Origin of the sequence: Paraburkholderia dilworthii, assembly GCF_000472525.1 — a bacterium.
In the GTDB taxonomy this organism is placed as follows: Bacteria; Pseudomonadota; Gammaproteobacteria; order Burkholderiales; family Burkholderiaceae; genus Paraburkholderia; species Paraburkholderia dilworthii.
Map to the genome: position 1 here is coordinate 19,946 of NZ_AWZT01000015.1, position 22,807 is coordinate 42,752.

General features: G+C 61.7%; 16 protein-coding genes. 10 read left to right on the top strand and 6 right to left on the bottom strand.

All coding sequences use genetic code 11. From position 1 onward, the window contains the following. Nucleotides 1-145 precede the first annotated feature (145 nt). The 3 genes from F759_RS0115180 to F759_RS0115190 all read right to left on the bottom strand — a co-directional run bounded on the left by F759_RS0115180 (nt 146) and on the right by F759_RS0115190 (nt 7,037). Entirely contained in the window at nt 146-4,999 is a 4,854-nt protein-coding gene (locus F759_RS0115180; RefSeq protein ID WP_027800601.1) for an NAD-glutamate dehydrogenase, read from the bottom strand. 110 nt (nt 5,000-5,109) lie between these two features. Next, a complete protein-coding gene (locus F759_RS0115185; protein ID WP_027800602.1) occupies nt 5,110-6,006 on the bottom strand; it encodes an alpha/beta fold hydrolase in 897 nt (298 codons plus the stop codon). Further along, nucleotides 6,003-7,037: a M14 family zinc carboxypeptidase gene (locus tag F759_RS0115190; protein ID WP_027800603.1), complete on the bottom strand. Its 1,035-nt coding sequence runs from the start codon at nt 7,035-7,037 to the stop codon at nt 6,003-6,005. The genes F759_RS0115185 and F759_RS0115190 overlap by 4 nt, the downstream gene beginning before the upstream one ends. Nucleotides 7,038-7,316: 279 nt before the next feature. Here F759_RS0115190 and F759_RS0115195 point away from each other — a divergent pair, with 279 nt between their 5' ends. The 4 genes from F759_RS0115195 to gabD all read left to right on the top strand — a co-directional run bounded on the left by F759_RS0115195 (nt 7,317) and on the right by gabD (nt 13,939). After that, nucleotides 7,317-8,153 carry a DMT family transporter gene (locus tag F759_RS0115195; RefSeq protein ID WP_027800604.1) on the top strand — a complete coding sequence of 279 codons (837 nt, stop codon included), beginning with the start codon at nt 7,317-7,319 and terminating at the stop codon, nt 8,151-8,153. 1,592 nt (nt 8,154-9,745) lie between these two features. After that, nucleotides 9,746-10,132 carry a hypothetical protein gene (locus F759_RS40130; RefSeq protein ID WP_152530642.1) on the top strand — a complete coding sequence of 129 codons (387 nt, stop codon included), beginning with the start codon at nt 9,746-9,748 and terminating at the stop codon, nt 10,130-10,132. 1,046 nt (nt 10,133-11,178) lie between these two features. Further along, entirely contained in the window at nt 11,179-12,468 is a 1,290-nt protein-coding gene (locus F759_RS0115205) for a 4-aminobutyrate--2-oxoglutarate transaminase (RefSeq protein ID WP_036024481.1), read from the top strand. Nucleotides 12,469-12,478: 10 nt separating this feature from the next. Beyond that, entirely contained in the window at nt 12,479-13,939 is a 1,461-nt protein-coding gene (gene gabD / locus F759_RS0115210; RefSeq protein WP_036024483.1) for an NADP-dependent succinate-semialdehyde dehydrogenase, read from the top strand. A 76-nt stretch (nt 13,940-14,015) separates the two neighbouring features. Here the strand turns inward: gabD and F759_RS0115215 are convergent, their stop codons facing one another. Next, nucleotides 14,016-14,339 (bottom strand): DUF4148 domain-containing protein, encoded by a 324-nt coding sequence (locus F759_RS0115215; protein WP_027800607.1) that lies wholly within the window; start codon nt 14,337-14,339, stop codon nt 14,016-14,018. Between the two features lie 110 nt (nt 14,340-14,449). Then, nucleotides 14,450-15,460, bottom strand: a complete 1,011-nt coding sequence (locus tag F759_RS0115220; protein WP_027800608.1) for a GlxA family transcriptional regulator — start codon at nt 15,458-15,460, stop codon at nt 14,450-14,452. A gap of 496 nt (nt 15,461-15,956) precedes the next feature. On the opposite strand from F759_RS0115220, the gene F759_RS0115230 reads away from it, so the two are divergent. The 6 genes from F759_RS0115230 to F759_RS0115255 all read left to right on the top strand — a co-directional run bounded on the left by F759_RS0115230 (nt 15,957) and on the right by F759_RS0115255 (nt 21,338). Further along, nucleotides 15,957-16,922 carry a choline ABC transporter substrate-binding protein gene (locus F759_RS0115230; protein WP_027800610.1) on the top strand — a complete coding sequence of 322 codons (966 nt, stop codon included), beginning with the start codon at nt 15,957-15,959 and terminating at the stop codon, nt 16,920-16,922. Between the two features lie 46 nt (nt 16,923-16,968). Next, nucleotides 16,969-17,898, top strand: a complete 930-nt coding sequence (locus F759_RS0115235) for a BKACE family enzyme (RefSeq protein ID WP_027800611.1) — start codon at nt 16,969-16,971, stop codon at nt 17,896-17,898. Nucleotides 17,899-17,972: 74 nt separating this feature from the next. Continuing rightward, a complete protein-coding gene (locus F759_RS0115240) occupies nt 17,973-18,938 on the top strand; it encodes an L-carnitine dehydrogenase (RefSeq protein ID WP_027800612.1) in 966 nt (321 codons plus the stop codon). A 91-nt stretch (nt 18,939-19,029) separates the two neighbouring features. Then, nucleotides 19,030-19,539 carry a thioesterase family protein gene (locus tag F759_RS0115245; RefSeq protein WP_027800613.1) on the top strand — a complete coding sequence of 170 codons (510 nt, stop codon included), beginning with the start codon at nt 19,030-19,032 and terminating at the stop codon, nt 19,537-19,539. Beyond that, nucleotides 19,532-20,479: an alpha/beta hydrolase gene (locus F759_RS0115250; protein ID WP_027800614.1), complete on the top strand. Its 948-nt coding sequence runs from the start codon at nt 19,532-19,534 to the stop codon at nt 20,477-20,479. Before F759_RS0115245 ends, F759_RS0115250 begins: the two co-directional genes overlap by 8 nt. A 361-nt stretch (nt 20,480-20,840) precedes the next feature. Continuing rightward, nucleotides 20,841-21,338 (top strand): acyl-CoA thioesterase, encoded by a 498-nt coding sequence (locus F759_RS0115255; RefSeq protein WP_027800615.1) that lies wholly within the window; start codon nt 20,841-20,843, stop codon nt 21,336-21,338. A 23-nt stretch (nt 21,339-21,361) separates the two neighbouring features. On the opposite strand, the gene F759_RS0115260 is transcribed toward F759_RS0115255, so the two are convergent. Then, nucleotides 21,362-22,792 carry a sensor histidine kinase gene (locus F759_RS0115260; RefSeq protein WP_027800616.1) on the bottom strand — a complete coding sequence of 477 codons (1,431 nt, stop codon included), beginning with the start codon at nt 22,790-22,792 and terminating at the stop codon, nt 21,362-21,364. Nucleotides 22,793-22,807: the final 15 nt, after the last annotated feature.

The following is a 22,807-nucleotide window of genomic DNA, read 5'->3' on the forward strand; positions in this document are numbered from 1 at the left end:
GGAGGGCGTTGGTCAATTTTCGAAAGGCTTTCAACTGCCGGGAGTCCGTATTATGGACATGCCGGACAGCATGCGTCCAACCGCGGCGCTATTCGCCGCGTGCCTGGCTTTATCGAGCCTCTTCACCGTCCCCTCCACGCAATGCTCATGCCCTCTCGAGCGCCGCCATTTCGCGGACGATCACCAGCAGCATCGAGAGGCTCGCGCCGCCCGTCGCTCTAAGGTCCGCGAGCAGGCGAGCATAGCGCTCGAGTTGCACGGCGCGCTTGTCGCGCCATGCGTGAACCAGCGCATCGGGCGTGGATGCGTCGTCGGCGCCGGCGAGCGCACTCATCGTCAGCGCGCGTTTGAGGCGCGCCAGTTCGGCCAATGCGGACGCGCGTGCCAGCATGTCCCAATGCGACGGTGCCGGCAATGCGGCCGCGCGCTCGCTGATCCAGTGGTAATTGAGCAGCGTGCCGAGCGCGAAGTAGACACCCGCCACGAGTTCGAGTTTGCGCTCGCAGGTGGACGCCACTTCGGCGATGTCGAGCAGTGCCGCTGAAATCTCGCCGCTCGCAATGCGCACCGCGAGTTCACTGTCCACGCCCGCGTCGACCAGCACACGCTGGCGCTCGGACAGTGCTTCGAGATCGGCAGCCGGCAGCAAAGCGGGCCACTGCGGCGCGAGACGCTGCGCGGCGTCGCGGCAACGTGCGAGCAGCCCCGTCACGTCGTCGCTATTCACGCTCGGCGACGACAGATGCCGCAAGAACCACAGCGCCGAACGTTCCACAAGCCGCGCGACTTCGACGAACATGCGCGCCTGCACATCGTCGGGGACACGGTTATCGAGCGCGTCGATGCTGCGCCATACATCGTCGAGATCGAACACATCGCGCGCCATGATGCAGGCTCGCACGATGTCGCCCGGCAGCGCATCGGTTTCCTCCATCAGCCGATGCACGAACTCGCAGCCGACGCGGTTCACCAACGCGTTGGTGAGATGCGTCGCAAGGATTTCGCGGCGCAGCGGATGACGCTGCATCGGCTCGCTGAAGCGCTGGCGCAAAGGCTTGGGAAAGTACTCAATCAGCATGTCGCTGACGAGCGGATCCTCGGGTACCGAAGAATCGAGCAGCGCGTCGTACAGCCACATCTTGCTGTACGCGAGCAGCACCGCGCGCTCCGGCGTGGTGAGCCCCTGTTTCGCGGCCTGGCGTTCGGCCACTTCTTCGTCGCTCGGCAGAAACTCGATCGTACGATTCAGGCGGCCCGCGCGTTCGAGATAGCGCATGAGCCGCGTTTCCGCGTCGAGCAGTTCGACGCCGTAACGGCCGGCAATAGACAGCGCCTGGGTCTGGTAATAGTTGTCCTTCAACACGAGCAGGCCGACTTCATCGGTCATTTCGGCGAGCAGCGCATTGCGTTGCTTGTCCGTCATCTCGCCGTCGGCCACCACGAGTCCCAGCAGAATCTTGATGTTGACCTCGTGATCTGAACAGTCGACACCCGCCGAGTTGTCGATAGCATCGGTATTGATGCGCCCACCGCGCTGCGCGAATTCAATGCGGCCGAGTTGCGTGAGCCCCAGATTGCCGCCTTCGGCCACGACCTTGCAGCGCAGATCGGCACCGTTCACGCGGATCGCGTCGTTCGCGCGGTCGCCCACTTGCAGATGCGTTTCGCGCGAGGCCTTCACATAAGTGCCGATGCCGCCGTTGTAGAGCAGATCGACGGGCGCCTGCAAAATCGCGCGCATCAGTTCGGCCGGCGAAAGCGCCGCCGCGCTGATGCCGAGCACCGACTGCACCGCCGGCGACAGCGCAATGGTCTTCGCCGTGCGCGGAAACACGCCGCCGCCCGCGGAAATCAGCGAGGCATCGTAGTCGGCCCAACTCGAACGATCGAGAAGAAAGAGACGTCCGCGCTCGGCAAGACTGACTGCCGGATCGGGATTCGGGTCGAGGAAAATATGCCGATGATCGAATGCGGCCACGAGCCTGATATGCGGCGACAACAGCATGCCGTTGCCGAACACGTCGCCGGACATATCGCCTACGCCGACCACTGTGAAGTCCATCGTCTGCGTATCGACGCCCATTTCGCGGAAGTGCCGCTTGACCGACTCCCATGCGCCGCGCGCGGTGATCGCCATTTTCTTGTGGTCGTAGCCGACCGAGCCGCCCGACGCAAACGCGTCGTCGAGCCAGAAGCCATACTCCTGCGAGATCGCGTTCGCGTAGTCGGAGAAGGTGGCGGTGCCTTTGTCGGCGGCGACCACCAGATACGGATCGTCGGGGTCGTGCCGCACCACGTCGCGCGGCGGCACGACTGTGGTGCCTGAGAGGTTGTCAGTCAGATCGAGCAAGCCACGCAGGAACGTTTGATAGCACGCGATGCCTTCGCGCATCCACGCATCGCGTTCCGTTTGCGGCGGCGGGTTCTTCACGACAAAGCCGCCTTTCGATCCCACCGGCACGATCACGACGTTCTTCACCATCTGCGCTTTCATCAGGCCCAGGACTTCGGTGCGGAAATCCTCGCGACGGTCCGACCAGCGCAAGCCGCCGCGCGCGACGCGGCCACCGCGCAAATGCACGCCTTCAACACGCGGCGAGTAGACCCATATCTCGAACATGGGTTTAGGTTCGGGCAACCCGGGCACTTGTGCCGGATTGAATTTGAACGATAGATACGGCTTCGGCTTGCGTTGCGCATCGAAGAGGTAATAGTTGGTGCGCTGCGTGGCTTTTATCACGCCTAGAAACTGCCGCAGTATGCGGTCCTCGTCGAGGTTGGGCACCTGATCCAGCGCACTGTCGATCGTCTTCAGTAAGCTTTCCACGCGAGCCTCGCGCGTATCGGCCAATGACGGATCGAAGCGCGCGACAAACAGCTCGACGAGCATGCGTGCAATCGCGGGATTGCCGGTCACCGCGCGTTCGATATACGCGTCGCTGAATGTGGAGCCCACCTGGCGCAAGTACTTTGCATACGCACGCAGTATCGTCACTTCACGCGCGCTCAACTGTGCACGCAGCACCAGGCGATTGAAGTCGTCGCTTTCTATCGCGCCGGTCCACACCTGCTCGAATGCATCTTCGAACAGATCCTTTACGCGCTCGATGTCGAACTCGGCGTCGTCGGCGAGTTCCAGGCCGAAGTCGTGAATCCACGCAGGCATCGCGCCGAGCGCTTCGATCAGATACGGCCGCTCTTCATCGACACGCACGCCGAGATGTTCGAGCATCGGCAAACTGCGCGACAACGCGATCGGCATTCCCGCGCGATAAACCTTGAAGCGAAACGCGCGCGGCCCTGCCTCGATCGGACGGTACAGGTTCATCGCGAGGCGCTCGCTGCCCTGCACGCGTTCGATCAATTCGATATCGCGCACCGCCGTGCGTGCGGGATAGTCGTCGCGATAGCCGGGGGGAAACGAATCCGCATAGTGTTGCAGCAGACGGTTGCCGTGCTCTTCACCGAACGCGTCGAGCAGCGCATCGGCGACATCGTCCTGCCAGCGGCGCGCGACCTGCACGAGACGCGCTTCGAGTTCGCGCGTATCGACGTCAGGCATACCGCCCGGCTTCGCATGCACGACGAAGTGAATGCGCGCGAGCGTCGATTCGGAAAGCAGCGGCGTGAACTCGACGCTTTCTCCGTTAAACGCATCGGCGAGCAGATTGGCGATACGTTGCCGCAAATCGGTGTTGTACTTGTCGCGCGGCACGAACACGAGACACGACACGAAGCGGTCGAAACGATCGCGCCGCACGAAGAGACGCGTGCGCTGATGTTCCTGCAAACGGAGCACACCGAGCGCGATATCGTAAAGCTGGTTCTCGTCGGCCTGGAAAAGTTCGTCGCGCGGATAGGTTTCGAGCACGGTCACGAGCGATTTCGCCAGATGACCTTTCGGCAAGAATCCGGCCCTTCTCACGATGTTTGCGCATTTGCGCCGAACGATCGGAATTTCGGCCGTCGATAAAAAATACGCGGTCGACGTGTAAAGCCCGATAAAGCGCCGCTCGCCGACCACCTTGCCGTCCCCGCCCGTCAGCTTGATACCGACGTAGTCCAGGTAGCCGGGCCGATGCACGGTCGCGCGCGAGTTGGCCTTGGTGAGAAAAATTGGCGAAGCGCTCGAAATGATTTCGGCAGCGGCGGGGGGCAAGGCCGTTACTTCGGAAGTAGCAGCGGTGCCATCCACTGCGCGCAGTTCATCGCGCATGATGCCAAGACCCGAGCCCGGCACCGCGCGCAAGCCGTAGCCCGCGCCCTGTTGCACGAGTTCGTAGTCGCGGTGGCCGAGAAAGGTGAAGTGATCGGCCACCATCCATTCGAGAAACGCGCGGGCTTCCATTGCATCCGGACCGCTCTCGCCCGTCTTCATAGCCTTGATCGTGACACGCGCGAGTTCGACGATCTTCGGCCAGTCTTCCACTGCGGCGCGCACGTCGCGCAGCACTTTCGCAATATCGTCGCGCAGCGCGTCGAGTTTCGCGGCGTCGCCGCAACGGTCTACTTCGAAGTGGATAAACGAGGCCAGTTGCGAGCGCGTGTCGGCGGCTTCTTCCGCGCCCTGGGTGACGCGCGCGATGTCGCCGTCGGCCGCGCGCCAGATGCGAAACACCGGATGCACGACCGAATGCAGCGCGAGCCCCTGACGGTTCACAGCCATCGAAACCGAATCGACCAGGAACGGCATGTCGTCGTTGACGATCTCGATCACCGTGTGATCCGAGTGCCAGCCATGCTGTTCGAGAATCGGGTTGTAGACGCGCAGCCTTTCCTTGCCGGGCACGAAGCGCTGCGCCGTCTGCCAATGCGCGAGCGCGGCGCCATATAGGTCGGCGATGGAGCGGCTTTGCAGATCGTCGGCGTCGACGAAATCGTAGTAGTGCCGCAGAAAGGGCTCGACGATGTGAAACGTCGGCTCGGGCAAGCGCCCTCGTGCGAACTCGACGACATCGTTCAGCAAGTGCGTGACGGCTTCTTCGTTCTTTGCTTGCATGATGAACTCCCCGGCTGGCGGCAATGGCGAGTATCGCCCGGATCGCATGCATCGTCTGAAGAGGGATTATGCGCCTGCACGCCGCAACGCGACCGATGCGGCGAGTTAGGTTATACCCGCTGCCCGGGCTCATGCTGCAAGCGCGCAATCGCAGCCTGGCGCATGGATTCGATGTCCACGGCTTCTTGCGCGAGCCAGGCGCGCAGCTGCTCGGCGATCCACGCGGGATCGTCGTGCGGCAGATCGTGCCCCGCCCACGCATGCTCGCGATGCGGCGCGCCCCACGCTGCGGCTAGCTTCGTGGAACAGATGGGATCGACTAGCCGGTCGTCGCGCGAAGACAGAACCAGCAGCGGACACGCCGGTTTGGCCGCGCCTGCCGTAAAGCGCGCCGCCGCGAACAATTGACGCAAGGCATTGACGCGGCTCACCGGCGCGCTGCGGCGAATCATGCTCCATGATTCGAGGTCGGCATTAAGCGCGTCGACGCTGTTGCATGTCAATCGATGAATGGCGCGCTCCGCGTGCATTGCGTCGTTCCAATGCATCACGATTGTCGAAAGACCCGGCCATGCCGACGGACGCAGCCGTTCGTGTACGCGGCTGAACGGACGCATGCTGGTGTTGATCAGCACGACCCGCGCGATTTCGCCGGGATGCCGCTGCGCCCACGCGGTCGCGACCATGCCGCCCAGTGACATTGCCAGCACGTTGAATGGGCCGCGCGGGGTTGTGTTGGACACATCGGCGCGGACTGCGTCGCTGCTGGCCGCGTTTCTGCGGGCCGCGCCTGTGCCAACCCGGCCTCCTTCCGCAGCAGCAATGCGTACGAACTCGACCATTCCGGCGACCGTGGCCGGCGCACGCAAATGCGCGAATTCGCCGTTACCCGGCAAGTCGATCAGCAGCACGCGCGACGCCCCAGCCGCTTGCCGTAACGCGTCCGGCAAGCCGCCCCAGTGACGCGTCTCGCGTGTCAGTCCGCGCAGTAGAATCCACGTGCTCATGCGGTGTCCGGCCTGTACCAGTGGTCGATCGCGCTTTGCAGCAATTGTTCGCGGCGATTGCCTTGCGGCAACCAGCGCTGCGACGAAAAAACCGCGCGCGCGAGAAAATCAAGCAGGTTCGCGTGCCGCCGCAACACGCGCGCCGTGCGATGCGCCTTGACCGGATTGAACATGCCCTGACGCGAAAACAATTGCCGCGGATTCTTCTTGATCCATAGCCACGAGCCGAGCTCGAGCGTCATCGGCAGGAACACGTTGGGTGCGGGCGCGCGGTCGTACGCGAAGTCCCAAAGATCGCCGTGCAGCAGATATTGATGACTTTGCGGCTCGAACGTGTACCCATGATGAGGATGCGAACGCTCGAACATGGTCTTCAGCACGTACATTTCCGGCAGATGCGGCATCAGCTTGCGTGTGCGCGCGTATGGAAACCAGATGCTGTCGGTCCAGCCGTAGCCCGAATGGCAATCGAGCGCGATGCTCAGCGGCCGCGCGGCCAGTTCCGTTTCGACGACGTGCAGCAGCGCGGCCGCCTCGGCTTCCATCGGAGCGCCGCGGCGTCCGCGATACCACGGCAGCCACGCGCCGACGCGCTGCCCACCGGCCAGCAGCGGCACGCGCTCGTCGGCATTCTGCGGCGCGTTGCGCATCAGATCGACGCCGTTCGGATTGGCGCGCGTGGCCGCCCACATGCCGCCAGGATTGACGATCGGCATGAAGACGAGGCGGATCGACTGTAGTTGCCGGACCAGCAGTTCGTCCCATTCGAGCCGCGCGAGCAGCGCGCGCATGTATTCGAGTACGAGTTGCGAGCCGATCCGCTCCAGTCCATGAATGCCGCCGAAGAAGCCGATGGCCGGCGCTCGCGGATCGGTCGAACCAATGCTCGCGGTATGCACACCGAAGCGCCGGCCGCGCACCGTCGTCTCACACAGCGTGCGGATCGCGAAACTTGCGCTGCCCTGATCGAGGATCGCTTTGAGATCTTCGTACTCGGCAAAGGTGTCGGGGAGGAAGCTCAAAGGCTGCATGAGGGCGTCGCGAGTAGTGCTGGATGTCGGGGACGGCACGGCGAATGAAGCAATATAGCCTGGCGGCGAGTCAGCATGCATGACGGCCACGCACCGATCAAACACTGTCATGCCGGCGTCATCAGGACGTCATACCGCCTGCCACAAATCGCCTCCTTTCTCCCCATAAAGCCCCTCCACTTTAGTCGCCCACTCATCGATCTGCGCCTTCTACTGGAATAATCACGGCCTTGCTGCCGACAGTCAGGCCAGCCAACCAAGTTCCGCCCCTCGCCTTCGATGGAAACCCTTGTCGTCTTGCTGGTCCTGCTGTCCGCGCTGCTGCACGCCACGTGGAACGCGTTCCTGCATCTATCCGAAGACCGCGTCTGGCTGCTCGGCATGATGGCGATTCCGTATATCGCCGTGAGCGCAGTCGGTGTGATGGTGCTGCCGATGCCCGCGCCCGCCGCGTGGCCGTATATCTTTGCGTCAGTGGTGCTGGAATTCGGCTATCTGCTCGCGCTAATCCGCGCCTATCGAAGCGGCGACTTCGGGCAGATCTATCCGATTGCGCGCGGTCTGTCGCCGATGCTGGTCTTCGTCGGCGCGCTCGTGTTCGCGCATGAATCGCTCAAGCCGCTCGCCGCGATCGGGGTCGCGCTCGTGTCGACGGGCATCGTCTCGCTCGCGTTTCGCCGCGGCATGCGCTTCTCCGGCGAGAGCGTGCCGTTCGCGCTGCTGACCGGGTTTTTTATCGCAACGTATTCGGTTGTCGACGGAATCGGCGCGCGCGTCGCAGGCAATGGCCTGAGCTACATCATGTGGGTTTATCTGATCTGGAACGTGCCGCAGTTTCTGCTCGCATGGCATTGGCGCGGCGGCGCGAAAGGGCTTTTCATCGGCCGCTCGGTGGTGCTCAAAGGCATGGCGTCTGGCGCGCTCGCGCTCGTCGCGTATTGCCTGATCATCGAGGCGTACCGTTATCTGCCGATCGCGATGGTCTCCGCGCTGCGCGAATTGAGCTCCATCTTTGCGGTGCTGATCGGCTGGCTTTTCATGCGCGAGAAGCTCACCGCGCGGCGGATCGTTGCGTGTGCACTCGTCACGCTCGGCGCGGTGCTGATCCGGATTTGACGCGGGGGCGGCTGGCGGCCGCCGCATTTGCGCAAACTGCGCTGGCCTGGCGTCGATGGCGTCCGCGAGCGTGTTGAAGGCCGACGCAATGTCTCGTTGGGCACGCACGCATATTGGCACAACACGGTGCGACTGCGGCGCGGCCACACCCCACCATGAACCGCTCGTTCGCGCTTGTCGCGCTCCCGCTGCTCGCCCTGTGCTTGCCCTTCTTTGCCATCTACGCCAACTCTACGCACGCCCAAGACACAATCGGGCATGGTGGTGGTGTGTACCTTTCGTGCATGGGAAGGTCGCCGCCTCCTATAGCACTGCTTCGGCCGTCCCAAAGCGCACTAAATCCGGAAACCCATCAGTGCGCAAGTAATAAGGCGCCGGAAAATCGCGCTTTCTTATATCAGCGCTGCAAAGTAAGAATGCGCTAGGCCATGTTCTGAATGCGCAACGCCTGATGACGATTTTCGGATTTGTCCGATGTGCGTCGAAGTATCGATGTCGATAGGTTTGTGATTGCAGTGAAAGCTACATTCCAACGAATCCGGCGAAAGCCGTTTATCCGACAAGAACGATAGTCAACTTCAACGATGCAAGAGCGATATTCATGCGACTTTACAGATCGCAACCGATAGGGGCTTTTCGCAAATCATCGATCGTATCCCCGTCATACTTACTGCTTCTAAAGCATTCATCGCACAGCCGGTGTATCGACCAAAGGTTGCGAACACACAACTCTATTACCGGTACATCATCGGAGAGCACTCGTCCGTCGCTCCTTCCGTCAGCTTTGTTGTGAACTCGATTGCTCCCTGGAACACCGAATCAAAGGCAGAATAAATGGCTAAATCGGAAATTATCGTTCACTGGATCGAAAACGGATCGAATTCAATGACTGCCTACCAGGCACTGATGGGAGTGAAAGATAACCCACGTGATGCATTATCAGTTCTCAACACCAGTACGGCACTTGTTGCTACGGTGTCAAATATATCGCAGATGCTCCCAGCCGATTCGCATTATTACTAATGGAACGGTGGCGACGTCAGCACTAACAAAGATCGTCGTGGACTGGCAGGACCCGAATAAAAAGGTGCAGACGGGGGATATTCTAACGCTGCTCAGTGCTAGTGGAACGGTTGCGGTAACACTGCTTTTTTTGGGCTGAAGCTGGATCAGGTGCAGCGGCGGCAATCAGTGCTATAGCGTTATCCGCCGATTTACAGGCTTCATTCCAACATATGTAAGTAGCGCGAAAATATGGTTAGGGAATGCGCTTGGAAACATTATGCAAATTTCTAACCCGGCATCAGTCGCAAGCTCACACTTTATTGGGGGAGTGTGGCGAACGGAAGCGGCTACAACCTGTTCAGCTATGACGAAATCATGGGCACACATGGGCTATTCGTATGTTTGACCGATGAAGGTATGGTAGGACGTACGCTTAAAATCAAGGGCAACGCGGTTCCGGGGAGTCTTTCGCCTATTAACGAATCTATGTACAGATCCGAATACTGCCGATACCGGTACGATCTAGATGGGGGTACCGACTGGGCTAGCTGGTCTGACTACTGCCCTACCTTGTACAAGTAACAGTGATGAAAATGCCACAAACCGTCCGGGCTTCGCTTATTGGATTCTTTATAGCTTTTGCGCTTGAAGCGACGGTCGAGATCGCTCTGCTTGCCCTTCACGCCCTGCCGTTCTTCGGTTTCGCGGCCGTGCTGGCAAGCCTTGCAGCAAACCCGCTTGCATTAACTTGGGCGATTACGAAGAGAAGGTGCGGGTATGAGCTATTGAAATGGATAGCGGCCTTCAGCCTGACGTGGACTGTAGTCGGGATGCCATATCTGCATGTATTGGGATTATGGGCAGTCGCGCTCATAACGGTCTGTGTATGGACTCGCGTACTAGCGGTGGTGCTGATGCAGCGCAAGGCATCAAAAGCCTGGATCGACAGTAATACAGGATCATATATTCGTTAGAACCATAACAGCAACCTCCAATCTATCGAAAAATGACAACGCCCGCTCCGCGCGGGCGCTTCTTCCTCTGCATCAGAATCAACTCACCGACTGTTTCTGGGGCCCAGGCGAACGCGCTAACTCACGGTTTCAGCATTCGATAAACTTTCGCAGACTTCCGCCACGAAGCCAGCGACCATGTATTTATCGCGACGGCAACGCACAACAGGACGATTTTAAAGCTTGTGCACGCCCCTTCGCTCATTGCCTTCTGAATAAACATAAACCCCACGAGGGCCGTAAAAAGGAACCTTGCAAAAAGGTCACCTGGTGAGCCAATGCCACAAATCTCTCCTGTAGTGTGATTCAGCCATCCTATGAGCGTTTGCCAGTTTTCCGGGTCTCGGAGCACCGCAGTTACCACGGTGCCGTTTTCTAACGGGGGGCACCGCGCATGACCACAGCATATTGGCGCCTGCCTGCCACTGTGACATTAAATGTCACGCTTTCCGTCTGCAAACCATACTTGTCTTTAGCGGCAGTTATGCCGTTGATGTCTTCAAGGGTCACAGTAAGCGCGTGATAGGTCATAAATTCTTTGGTATATGGCTGTCTGGCTGGCTGTCCGCCCGGATAGTCCGATGCTACCGGGCATCGCACCGGTTTCTGTAAAGATTCGTCGCAAGCCGGTTCAACGGAAACCTTCGCCACGCCACGGTCGCCCAGGCTCAGCACCTGGACGCGACGCGATCCGTACGCGTAGCCGCGCCAAGCGTTTCAGCACGCGGGATGAAATTGCGCTTCGTTTGAAGGCGGCTCACTGATTGAGTCCGGCTTGAACGGGTTCAGTTTTCCGTTTTTTCATACCCCCACATCGCTCGGGCGTCCAGCGGCTGTCCGTCGCCGCGATCGGGGCGCTGCGCCAGCCAGTCTGACAGCACGCTCGCGCTCCAAATTGGCTCCTACGTTTTGATTTAAATGGCTCTGAAGCTAAGAGCCAAATCTAACTATAGTCGCTGCATGTGCCGCGCCCCGCGCGGCGTCCGCCGAGACCGAGGAGCCACGCGATGAACCTGAAGAACGCAGAACTGAAGAGCCGCAAGGATGCAGCCACGCCGCGCGGCGTCGGCGTCATGTGCGATTTCTACGCGGAGCGCGCCGAAAACGCGGAGCTGTGGGACGTGGAAGGCCGCCGCTTCATAGACTTTGCTGCGGGGATCGCGGTGTGCAATACAGGTCATCGCCATCCGAAGATCGTGGCCGCCATTCGCGACCAGCTCGACCATTTCACGCACACGGCGTATCAGATCGTGCCGTACGCGTCGTATGTGGAACTCGCCGAAAAGCTCAACGAACGCGCGCCCGGCGATCATCCGAAGAAGACCGCGTTCTTCACGACCGGCGCTGAAGCAGTCGAAAACGCGATCAAGATCGCGCGCGCCGCGACCGGCCGCCCCGGTGTGATCGCCTTCACCGGCGGCTTTCACGGCCGCACGCTGATGGGCATGGCGCTGACCGGCAAGGTCGCGCCGTACAAGGCCGGCTTCGGTCCGTTTCCGTCCGACGTGTTCCATGCGCCGTTCCCCAATCCCCTGCATGGCGTGAGCACGGCCGATTCGCTGAAGGCCATCGAATTCCTGTTCAAGGCCGACGTCGATCCAAAGCGCGTGGCCGCGATCATCTTCGAACCGGTTCAGGGCGAAGGCGGGTTCTATCCCGCGCCGGCCGAGTTCGTGCGCGCGCTGCGCAAGCTGTGCAACGAGCACGGCATTCTGCTGATCGCCGATGAAGTGCAAACCGGCTTCGCCCGCACCGGCAAGCTCTTCGCGATGCATCACTACGACGTGGTGCCCGATCTGATGACGGTCGCCAAGAGCCTTGCGGGCGGCATGCCGCTGTCGGGCGTGATCGGCCGCGCCGACGTGATGGATGCCGCGGCGCCCGGCGGGCTCGGCGGCACCTATGCGGGCAATCCACTCGCGGTGGCCGCCGCGCTTGCGGTGCTCGATATCATCGACGAAGAGAAGCTGTGCGAACGCGCCACGATTCTTGGCGACCGCGTCAAGGCGAAGCTCATCGCGCTGCAAAACGACGCGCCGCAAATCGCCGACGTGCGCGGCCCCGGCGGCATGGTGGCCGTCGAGTTCTGCAAGCCGGGCACAACGGAACCGGACGCGGAGTTCACAAAGCGCGTGCAGACACGCGCGCTCGAACGCGGCTTGCTCTTGCTCGTGTGCGGCGTCTATTCGAACGTGGTGCGCTTCCTGTTCCCGCTGACGATTCAGGATACGGTTTTCGACGAAGCCCTCGCGATTCTGGAAGACGTCATCAAGGACAGCGTCGCTGTCGCAGCTTGAGGAAAGCGCAATGACCAAGCTCACTCTGAAAGACCCGGCTCTGTTGAAAACTCACGCCTACCTCGCGGGCGAATGGCAAGGCGCCGACGACGGTGCCACGTTGCAAGTCACGAACCCGGCGACCGGCGAACTCATCGCGACAGTGCCGCGCATGGGCACAACGGAAACGCGCCGCGCAATCGACGCCGCCAACGCCGCATGGCCCGCCTGGCGCGCGACCACCGCCAAACAGCGCGCGGTGATCCTGCGCAAGTGGCATGACCTGATGCTCGAGAACGCCGACGATCTCGCGCTCATTCTCACCACCGAACAAGGCAAGCCGCTTGCCGAGGCGAAAGGCGAAATCCAGTACGCGGCCTCGTTCCTCGAATGGTTCGCGGAAGAAGGCAAGCGCGTGAACGGCGACACGATTCCCACGCCAGCAAGCGACAAGCGCATTGTCGTGACCAAGGAGCCCGTCGGCATTTGCGCGGCGATCACGCCGTGGAATTTCCCAGCCGCGATGATCACGCGCAAAGTCGGTCCGGCGCTCGCGGCGGGCTGTCAGATCATCGTCAAGCCGGCTGAAGCGACGCCGCTGTCCGCGCTCGCGCTCGCCGTGCTGGCCGAGCGCGCGGGCGTGCCGCGCGGCGTGTTCAACGTGGTGACGGGCGAGCCGAAAGCGATCGGCGCGGAAATGACCGGCAATCCGATCGTGCGCAAGCTGTCGTTCACCGGCTCGACGCCCGTTGGCCGTCTGCTGATGGCGCAGTGCGCGCCGACCGTGAAAAAGGTGTCGCTCGAACTGGGCGGCAACGCACCATTCATCGTTTTCGACGACGCCGATCTCGACGCCGCGGTGGCCGGCGCGATTGCATCGAAGTATCGCAATAGCGGCCAGACGTGCGTTTGCACGAACCGCTTCTATGTGCACGATAAGGTGTACGACGCGTTTGCGGAGAAACTGCGCATCGCCGTCGAACAATTGACAGTGGGCCGCGGCACCGAAGCGGGCGTCACGCAAGGTCCGCTGATCAACGAAGCGGCGGTGCTGAAGGTCGAGTCGCATATCGAAGACGCACTCGCCAAAGGCGCGCGCGTCGTGACGGGCGGCAAGCGTCATGCGCTCGGTCACGGCTTCTTCGAGCCGACCATCCTCGCGGATGTCACGCCCGACATGAAAGTGGCACGCGACGAAACCTTCGGTCCGCTTGCGCCGCTGTTCCGTTTTTCATCGGACGAGGAAGTGATCCAGCTCGCCAACGATACCGAGTTCGGTCTCGCGTCGTACTTCTATAGCCGCGACCTCGGGCGGGTCTGGCGTGTTGCGGAAGCACTCGAATACGGCATGGTGGGCATCAACACGGGATTGATCTCGAACGAGGTCGCGCCGTTCGGCGGCGTCAAGCAATCGGGCCTGGGGCGCGAAGGCTCGCACTATGGCATCGACGATTACCTGGTCATCAAGTACATGTGCCTAGGTGGCATCTGAATGTGAAAACGGCACGCAAAAGCGTGCCGTTTTTTTTGCTCGCACGCGGTTAAAACCGCCGCGCCGTTACCAAGCCTTACTGACCGACGTACACCGGAGCCGAATACGAGCTTGAGCGGACTTCAGCGCGGTTGCCAGTTTGCGACGAACCATTCGTTGCCGAACCGTAGCCGCTCGCTTGAGCCGTACCGTTTTGTGCGGCGACGCGCGCTTCCGCAGCCTGAATGTTCGCGGGGTAATCGTAGTCGTTGGACGTTGCCGGGTTGTAGCCGGCCTTCTCCAACTGGATCAACTCGGCGCGAACCTGAGCGCGCGTCACCGGCTGGCTCGATTGCGCGAAAGCGGCGAGCGGTGCGGAAATAAGGGCAGCGATAACAGCAGCTTCGATAAGCGATTTCATGATTACTACCTCCAGAGATTGTTTTGTGGGGCGCTGAAGGCGGTTTGTCTTCAGCAGATGGACACAGTCTAGGAGGCCAGCGACTTAGGGTAAACCCCGGATCAGTGAATTCACTGTTGCCGCAGTTGTGATAATGCGGCGGCATGCGCGTTGATTAGCGCTTTCGGCGACACGAAGCCGCCTGTCACCTGCCGGTCGCTTCGCGGACTTGCGCCGAATCGGGCGCGATACGTCCGCGAGAAGTGTGACGGCGATTCGAACCCGCACGCGACGCAAATCGACATAATCGACATGTCGGTCTGTTGCAGCAGCTCGCGCGCGCGAGAAAGCCGGAGTTGCAGATAAAAATGCGTCGGCGTGTCCTTCAGCGACGCGCAGAACAGTCGTTCGAGCTGTCGTCGCGTCACGCCGATTTCCTGCGCGAGCCGGTCGGGCGTCAACGGCTCTTCCATATGCTGCTCCATCACGCCGATCACCTGAATCAGCTTGCGGTTATGCACGCCGTAGCGCGCGGCAATTTCCATGCGTTGATGGTCGGAGCGCTGGCGGATGCGGCTCACCACGAACTGCTCGGACACGGCCGAAGCCAGCGCCGCGCCATGCTTGCGGCCGATCAGGTCGAGCATCATGTCGATCGACGCCGTGCCGCCCGCGCACGTGATGCGCCGCGCGCCGATCTCGAAAAGCTCCTGACTGGCATTCAGCGACGGATAGCGTTCGCGAAACGCCGACAACGCTTCCCAATGCACAGTCACGTTGTCCGCAGCGCCGAGCAGCCCCGCTTCCGCCAGAACGAAACTGCCGGTGTCGATGCCGCCGAGCGTCGCGCCGGCGCGTTCGAGGCGCTTGAGCCACTCGGCCAGCTCGCGCGTGTAGCACGCGAGCGGCTCGAAGCCCGCCACGACGAACAGCATGCGCACATCGCTTACTTCGTCGATTGCAGCGTCGGCGTTGATCGAAATGCCGTTGCTGGCTGCGACCGGCGCGCCGTCGAGACTCAGGATGCGCCATCGGTACAACTCGCCCTGAAAACGGTTCGCAACGCGCAACGGCTCGACCGCCGACATGAAGCCGATCGCCGAAAAACCCGGCAGCAGCAGGAACGATATCTCTTCAGGCATTTCGCGGGACCAGGTCAGATACGAAGGCGAACGCGTGAGACGGAAGCGGCAAGCGCAAGCCAACGCGCGGTTCCCGGCGAGCGTAGCAAGCGCATGGCAGGCGGGCAAGGCACGCCAAAATTCTTCGCCCGCCGATGCTGCATTGCAATGGCGCGACTGCGGCGCCGCATGCTGGTTTTCCCTTGTTGTCGCGTGCAAGCAAGAACGGGTCGCTGACGGTCGCTTTGGCGGCAATATGGGGCATTAACGTTAGGGCACTGAGGTCGGATCATTCATTCGGGCGGTCGGGGCAGCGCAGTCTGGCAGCGGTCGGGCAGCAGTTGAACGTCGTAGGAATCGCGCAGTCCAGCCATCAATGCAGGCATCGGTTCATGCATCGGCCCAAGCTGCACCTCACGCTTCACTAGTCCACGGGCCGCGGTTCGCGGGCTTACCTCGAAACAGTCGGTTCGAAAACGCGCGGTTAAACGTGCATAAGCGTCAATAGGGGAACGTCATGAAGTTACGCATCAAAACGCTGCTGGCCCAACTTGTGTGCCTCGCGGCAGCATTCGCCGCCGCCGTTACCGCACTGCCCGCGTTCGCGCAGGATCCGCCAGCCTGCCGCGCCGTGCATTTCGCGGACATCGGCTGGACCGACATCACCTCGACGACCGCGCTCGCCTCCACCGTTTTCGAAGGGCTCGGTTATCAGCCGGTTACCACCGTTGCTTCGGTGCCGATTTCGTTTGCTGGCTTAAAGAGCAAGCAGCTCGACGTGTCGCTCGGCTACTGGTGGCCCGTGCAGGAGAAAGCCATTGCGCCGTTCGTCGAATCGAAGTCGATCCAGGTGTTGCAGCCGCCGAATCTGACCGGCGCCAAGGCAACGTTCGCGGTGCCGGCATATGCGTACGACGCGGGCCTGAAAACTTTTGCCGACATCGCCAAACATCGCGATCAGCTCGACGGCAAGATCTACGGCATCGAACCGGGCAGCAGCGCGAACGCGGCCATCCAGAAGATGATCGCCACCAACCAGTTCGGCCTCGGCGGATTCAAGCTGATCGAATCGAGCGAAGCGGGCATGCTCGTTTCGGTGGACCGTGCGATCCGCGAAAAGAAATGGGTGGTGTTTCTCGGCTGGGAACCGCATCCGATGAACATCCAGATCGACATGAAATATCTGTCCGGCAGTGAGGGTGTATTCGGTCCGAACGACGGCGAAGCGCGCGTTTATACGCTGACGTCGCCCGACTATCTGACGCGTTGTCCGAACGCGGGCAAGCTCGTGAGCAATCTGCGCTTTTCCACGCAACTGGAGAACGTGGTGATGCAATCGGTGATGAACAGGCAAAAGCCCGCCGATGCCGCGAAGGCGTACCTGAAGAAGAACCCGCAAGTACTCGACGCATGGCTCGCCGGCGTGAAGACCTATGACGGCAAGGACGGTTTGCCCGCGGTCAAGGCGTATCTGGGGCTTTGATTCAGTGCGCGACTCGTGACACTTTCATCTACAGGAACTAGCACGCATGAACCATGAAGTCATCGTGACCTGCGCGGTCACCGGTGCAGGCGACACCGTCGGCAAGCATCCGGCCATTCCCGTCACGCCCAGGCAGATCGCCGAGGCCGCGATCGAAGCCGCGAAAGCGGGCGCCACCGTCGCGCATTGCCATGTGCGCGATCCGAAAACCGGACGCGGCAGCCGCGATCCGCAACTGTATCGCGAGGTAGTCGACCGGATCCGCTCGTCGGGTACGGACGTCATCATCAATCTGACGGCGGGCATGGGCGGCGATCTGGAGATCGGTCCCGGCGAAGACCCGATGCGCTTTGGCGCGAACACGGATCTGGTCGGCGGCCTGACGCGCCTTGCGCACGTCGAGGAGTTGCTGCCGGAAATCTGCACGCTCGATTGCGGCACGCTGAATTTCGGCGACGGCGACTACATCTACGTGTCGACGCCCGCGCAATTGCGGGCGGGCGCGGCGCGTATTCAGGAACTCGGCGTGAAGCCCGAGCTGGAAATCTTCGATACCGGCCACTTGTGGTTCGCCAAGCAATTGCTCAAGGAGGGTCTCCTCGACGCGCCGCCACTTTTTCAACTCTGCCTCGGCATTCCGTGGGGCGCGCCCGCCGATACGACGACGATGAAAGCGATGGCCGACAATCTGCCGCCCGGCGCGCAATGGGCCGGCTTCGGCATCGGACGCATGCAGATGCCGATGGTCGCACAGGCGATGCTGCTCGGCGGCCATGTGCGCGTCGGCCTCGAAGACAACATCTGGCTCGATAAGGGTGTGCCCGCAACCAACGGCACGCTCGTGCAGCGCGCGGTGGAAATCATCGAACGCCTAGGCGGACGCGCGCTGACACCCGCCGAAGGACGACGCAAGCTCGGTCTGCCCGCGCGCGGCGAACGGCAACTCGAACGGCGCGTGGCCGGGGAATACGCTTAAGCGTGCCGCGTTGCATGTGCTTGCGAACGGCTAAGGCTTCGAAGAACTCATAGGCAAACAAGGAAACATCAGCAATGGCAGTAATCGTCGATATCAAAACATTCGCCGCAATCGGCGCGGGCGTGATCGGCAGCGGCTGGGTGGCGCGCGCGCTTGCGCACGGGCTCGATGTGATCGCGTGGGACCCCGCGCCCGGTGCGGAAAAGCAGTTGCGCGAGAACGTCGCCAATGCGTGGCCCGCGCTGGAACGCGTTGGCCTTGCCGCGGGTGCGTCGCCGTCCAGGCTGCGCTTCGTCGATACGATCGAAGCATGCGTGGCGCACGCGGACTTCATTCAGGAAAGCGCGCCCGAGCGCGAGGAGCTAAAGCTCGCGCTGCATGAACAGATCAGCCGCGCCGCGAAACCGGACGCCATCATCGCGTCGTCCACTTCTGGCCTGTTGCCGACCGGCTTCTACGCGCGGGCCGTGAATCCGCAGCGCTGCATCGTCGGGCATCCGTTCAATCCGGTGTATCTGCTGCCGCTCGTCGAAGTGCTCGGCGGCGAGAGCACCGCGCCTGAAACTATCGACGCCGCGCTGCATATTTATCGCTCGCTGTCGATGCGTCCGCTGCGAGTCCGCAAGGAAGTGCCCGGCTTTATCGCCGACCGGCTGCTCGAAGCGCTGTGGCGCGAGGCCCTGCATCTTGTCAACGAAGGCGTGGCGACCACCGGCGAGATCGACGACGCTATCCGCTTTGGCGCGGGCATCCGCTGGTCGTTCATGGGCACGTTCCTCACCTACACGCTCGCGGGCGGCGATGCCGGCATGCGCCATTTCATGCAGCAGTTCGGCCCCGCACTCGAGCTGCCGTGGACTAAACTGATAGCGCCGAAGCTGACCGACGAATTGATCGACCGCGTCGTGGACGGCACCGCCGAACAGGTCGGTCCGCGCTCGATCAAGCAGTTGGAGCGTTATCGCGACGACTGCATTACGAGCGTGCTGGCCGCAATCGGCGAAGCCAAGGCACGGCACGGACTGACACCTGCGGATTGACGCGAGCCAAGCCGAGCCGAAGCGAGCGGCCCGCCGCACCCGTCGCACAGCGCCGCGCACGCGTCTAAACGAAACAATGGAGACCCGCACCATGCCGCAAACCGCTTCCCTGCCCTGCTATCGCGACACGGTGCGTGCGGAATGGGTCGACTACAACGGCCATTTGCGCGACGCGTTCTACATGCTGATCTTCAGCTTTGCGACCGACGCACTGATCGACGAAATCGGTTTGCCCGACTCCGTGCGTAAGGAACGCGGCCGCTCGATCTACACACTCGAAGCGCATATCAACTATCTGCACGAGATCAAGGAAGGCGCGCGCGTGCGCGTCGATATGCGCGTGCTCGCGTGCGACACCAAGCGACTGCATCTTTACCTGGAGATGTTCGCTGGCGACAGCGAAACGCCGGTTGCGGCCGGCGAGCAGATGCTGCTGCACGTCGACACCAGCGCGCCGCGCTCCGTCGCGTTCGATGCGGACGTGGCGGCTCGCGTGCGGGAACTGGCCGACGCGCATGCCGCGTTACCGCCCGCGGCGTACGCGGGCCGCATGATCGGGTTGCCCGCAGCCGTGCAACGCAGCCGGAGCCAACATGCTTGAGCCGCAGATGGCTGCATTTATCGCGCGCGCCGCCGCGATCTATCCGGGGCATAGCACCTCGTTGACGCCGCGCGAGCAGCGCGAAATCTACGACCGCTATGCGGCCGCGCTCACTCCGCCTCTGCCGCAACAAGTCGTCATCGAAGATGCGCAGTTTCTCGCGGCCGCTGGTCATTCGATTGCGCTAAGGCTGTACCGCTATGGTGCAAAGGCCGGCGCAATGCCGCGCGGCACGGTGCTGTATTTCCACGGCGGCGGCTTCGTGCTTGGATCGCTGAACAGTCATCAGCTCATCACGGCACGCCTTGCCGCGGATACCGGCCTCGATGTGATCGCCGTGGATTACCGGCTCGCGCCCGAACATCGCGCGCCGGCCGCGCATGACGACTGCATGGAAATCACGCTCGCCGCGCTGCAACGGCGGCTCCCGTTCAATTTGCCTGTCGGCGCCACGCTGCAACTCGCGGGCGATAGCGCTGGGGCCACGCTCGCCGCCAGCGTGGCGATGCGATTGCGCGACGAAGGCATCGGAGGGATAAACGGTCTTGCGCTGATTTATCCGATGCTCGGCACCGACCCACAGCCACCCGCACGCGATACCGAAGCGCAAGCGCCCATGCTGACGCTCACCGACGTCCACGCGTTTCGCGACATGTATTGGGGCGAATCGGCGCCATACCCCGAGTGGACAGTCCCGCTCGACGCCGCGCGTTATGACACGCTTCCACCCACGCTTGCAATCGGCGCCGAACACGATCCGCTGCGCGACGACGCGCGCGTCTTCGCCGAACGTATTCTGGCGGCGGGCGGAGAGGCGCGGCTGTGGATCGGCGCGGGACTCGTGCACGGCTGCTGGCGCGCTCTCGAATCGAGTCCTGGCGTGCAGGCCATGCATGAAGAGGTGTGCCGCTTTCTGTCTGCGAAAGCCGGCCCGGCCTGAGCGTCCAAATTCCCGCAGGTCTTATGCGCTTTCAATAAAAGCGTTTGTCAATCGGCCAATAAAGTCAACCTCGTGGCATAGCGAGTTTCCTTTTCGCTTACGCCATTCCCGCACTGGGCGTCGCAGTTCCCTTTGCTCTGTTGGCTGACCCACTGAATAAAAGAATCGCCGCGTCGACACTGTCATGCGGCAGACGGTGCGCTCATCAAGGCCCCCGTTGCGCGAGCCGCACACGAATTGCACGGCTCTTGTAGCGCGAATAGCCATATTGTCCATTTCCCCAAGAGAATGCGATGTGCCCGCCGTGCCGGCAGGTATGTGTGGCTGCCACAAGCAGCCGTTCCTGTAAAAGGAAAATCGTATGTTGATGCGAGAAGTTATCCCTCACGCTCTGAATCGCGGCAATGCGCTTCTTTCGGAGAACCCGCTGGCAACGGATTCGCCGAAAACCTTTCATCATTCGTTCGACATCTATCTAAAAGATTCGAACGCGTTCATGAACACGTATTTCTCGCGCTATTTCGAGTGGCAAGGCGTGTGTCGCGAGCGGTGGTTTCATGAGTGCATTCATGACGACCTGCTCGGATCGGACGGCATGTTCGTGACCAAACGCGCGCACCAGGAATACGTGCATGAGACGTTTCCGTTCCAGCGCGTGGATTGCTACCTGAACACGGTACAAGTGAGGCAATGCTCGGCGTATCTGCTATTCCGCTTTTGCGTCGATGGCCGGAAGGTATCGCAAGGCTATCAGCAGATTCTCTACGCAGGACGCGACCGGAAGATCCGGCGCTTTCCGGACGGAATCGTCGACCGTGTGAAGGAGTATGAGTTGCCGTTGTCGGCGCTGACGGAATAAGCCCCAGCGCTCAAACAGAAGCCTTAACGCCGGCGCGCGTCGCGTGCCGGCGATCCGGACAACGCCCTGTCCGCTGCCGAGCCCGGTAGCGGTAGCCGCACGGTGAAGGTGGTGTGCATGCCGCGCACCGACGCGCATTCGATACTGCCGCCCAGCAACTCGGTCGCGCGGCGGCAAAAAGCGAGGCCCATGCCGGCGCCGCTGCCATGTCGCTTCGTCGAAAAGAACGCGTCGAAAATATGCGGCAGAACGTCCGGGGGAATACCCGGGCCCGTGTCGCGGAATTGCAGTACACAGAAGTCCTGGTCTTCGAGCGCACTGATCGTGATCTGCCCTTCGCCGCTCACATGAATCGCATGCAACGCGTTTTTCAGCAGATTGAACAGCACGAAGACCACGACCGTATCGGAGCCGGAAAAGCGCAACCTGGGATCGATCGGCAAGATCGTGATGCGCTCTCGTTCGTCGACGCGAAACGGATAACGCTCGAGCGCGGAGTTCACACACTGCTGCACCGGGTGCGCGCTAAAACGGCTACGGTCCAGCCGGTCGAGCGTGTATGAAGCCAGCGCCATTTCGACCATCGCGCTCGTGCCGGACACTTCGCGCCTGATCGCCGTCGCAAGCTGGCCGATGCGCTCCGATTGGCCGGCGTGTTCGTGATCGTCGTAAAGGCCGTGCGTGACGGCGAGACGATAACCTGCGAACACGTGGCTCCAGACGCTCGCGATCTCGTCGGCGTGCATGCCGATGGTGGCGAGCGGCGTCGCGATCTCGTGCGCGATGGTAGCCGCAAGCGCATACGGATGAATCAGGTGATAGCGGACGATCGTGATGGCGAGGAGCCCAAGGCTCAATGCGATGAACAACACGCCAGGCGGATAGAACGGATAGCCGTAGTTGACGGCGTAATCCACCGCCGCAAACGAGTACAGGCCAAGCGCCGCGAGACAAAGGTCGAGACGCCGGCGCGCCTGGCCGCCCGCACTCCTGCGCGCGCCGAGCAGAAGCTGGCCGCTGCGCGCAGCAAGCAATACGGTCTGCAAGACATGCAGCGGATGCAGAGGCCCGGCAATCGGATAGTAGCCAAAGAAATAATGCTGATAACCGGCGACCACTTCATCGCCGGGCAGCAACACCGCGAGCACGAAACACAATCCGTACGACGCCAGCAGCACTGGCCGCTCGCGACGCCGCGCCGCCACTTCCGTCACGAAGTGATAGAACGTGGTGGGCAGAAAGAGAATGAACAGATAACCGACGCGGACCAGCAAACCAGCAATCTGCGGATCCCGGGTCTGGAACAGCAAAGTCCAGGTGCCCTGCCATGCGAAAGTCGCCGCGCACATCAGAAGGAAAGGCGCCGATAGCCGCGTGACCCCTTGCGTAATGATCACGTAGAGACCGAACACCACGAACATGGCCGACACGAAGGCAGTTGGAATGGCGTACATGTGGCTCGACGTGCC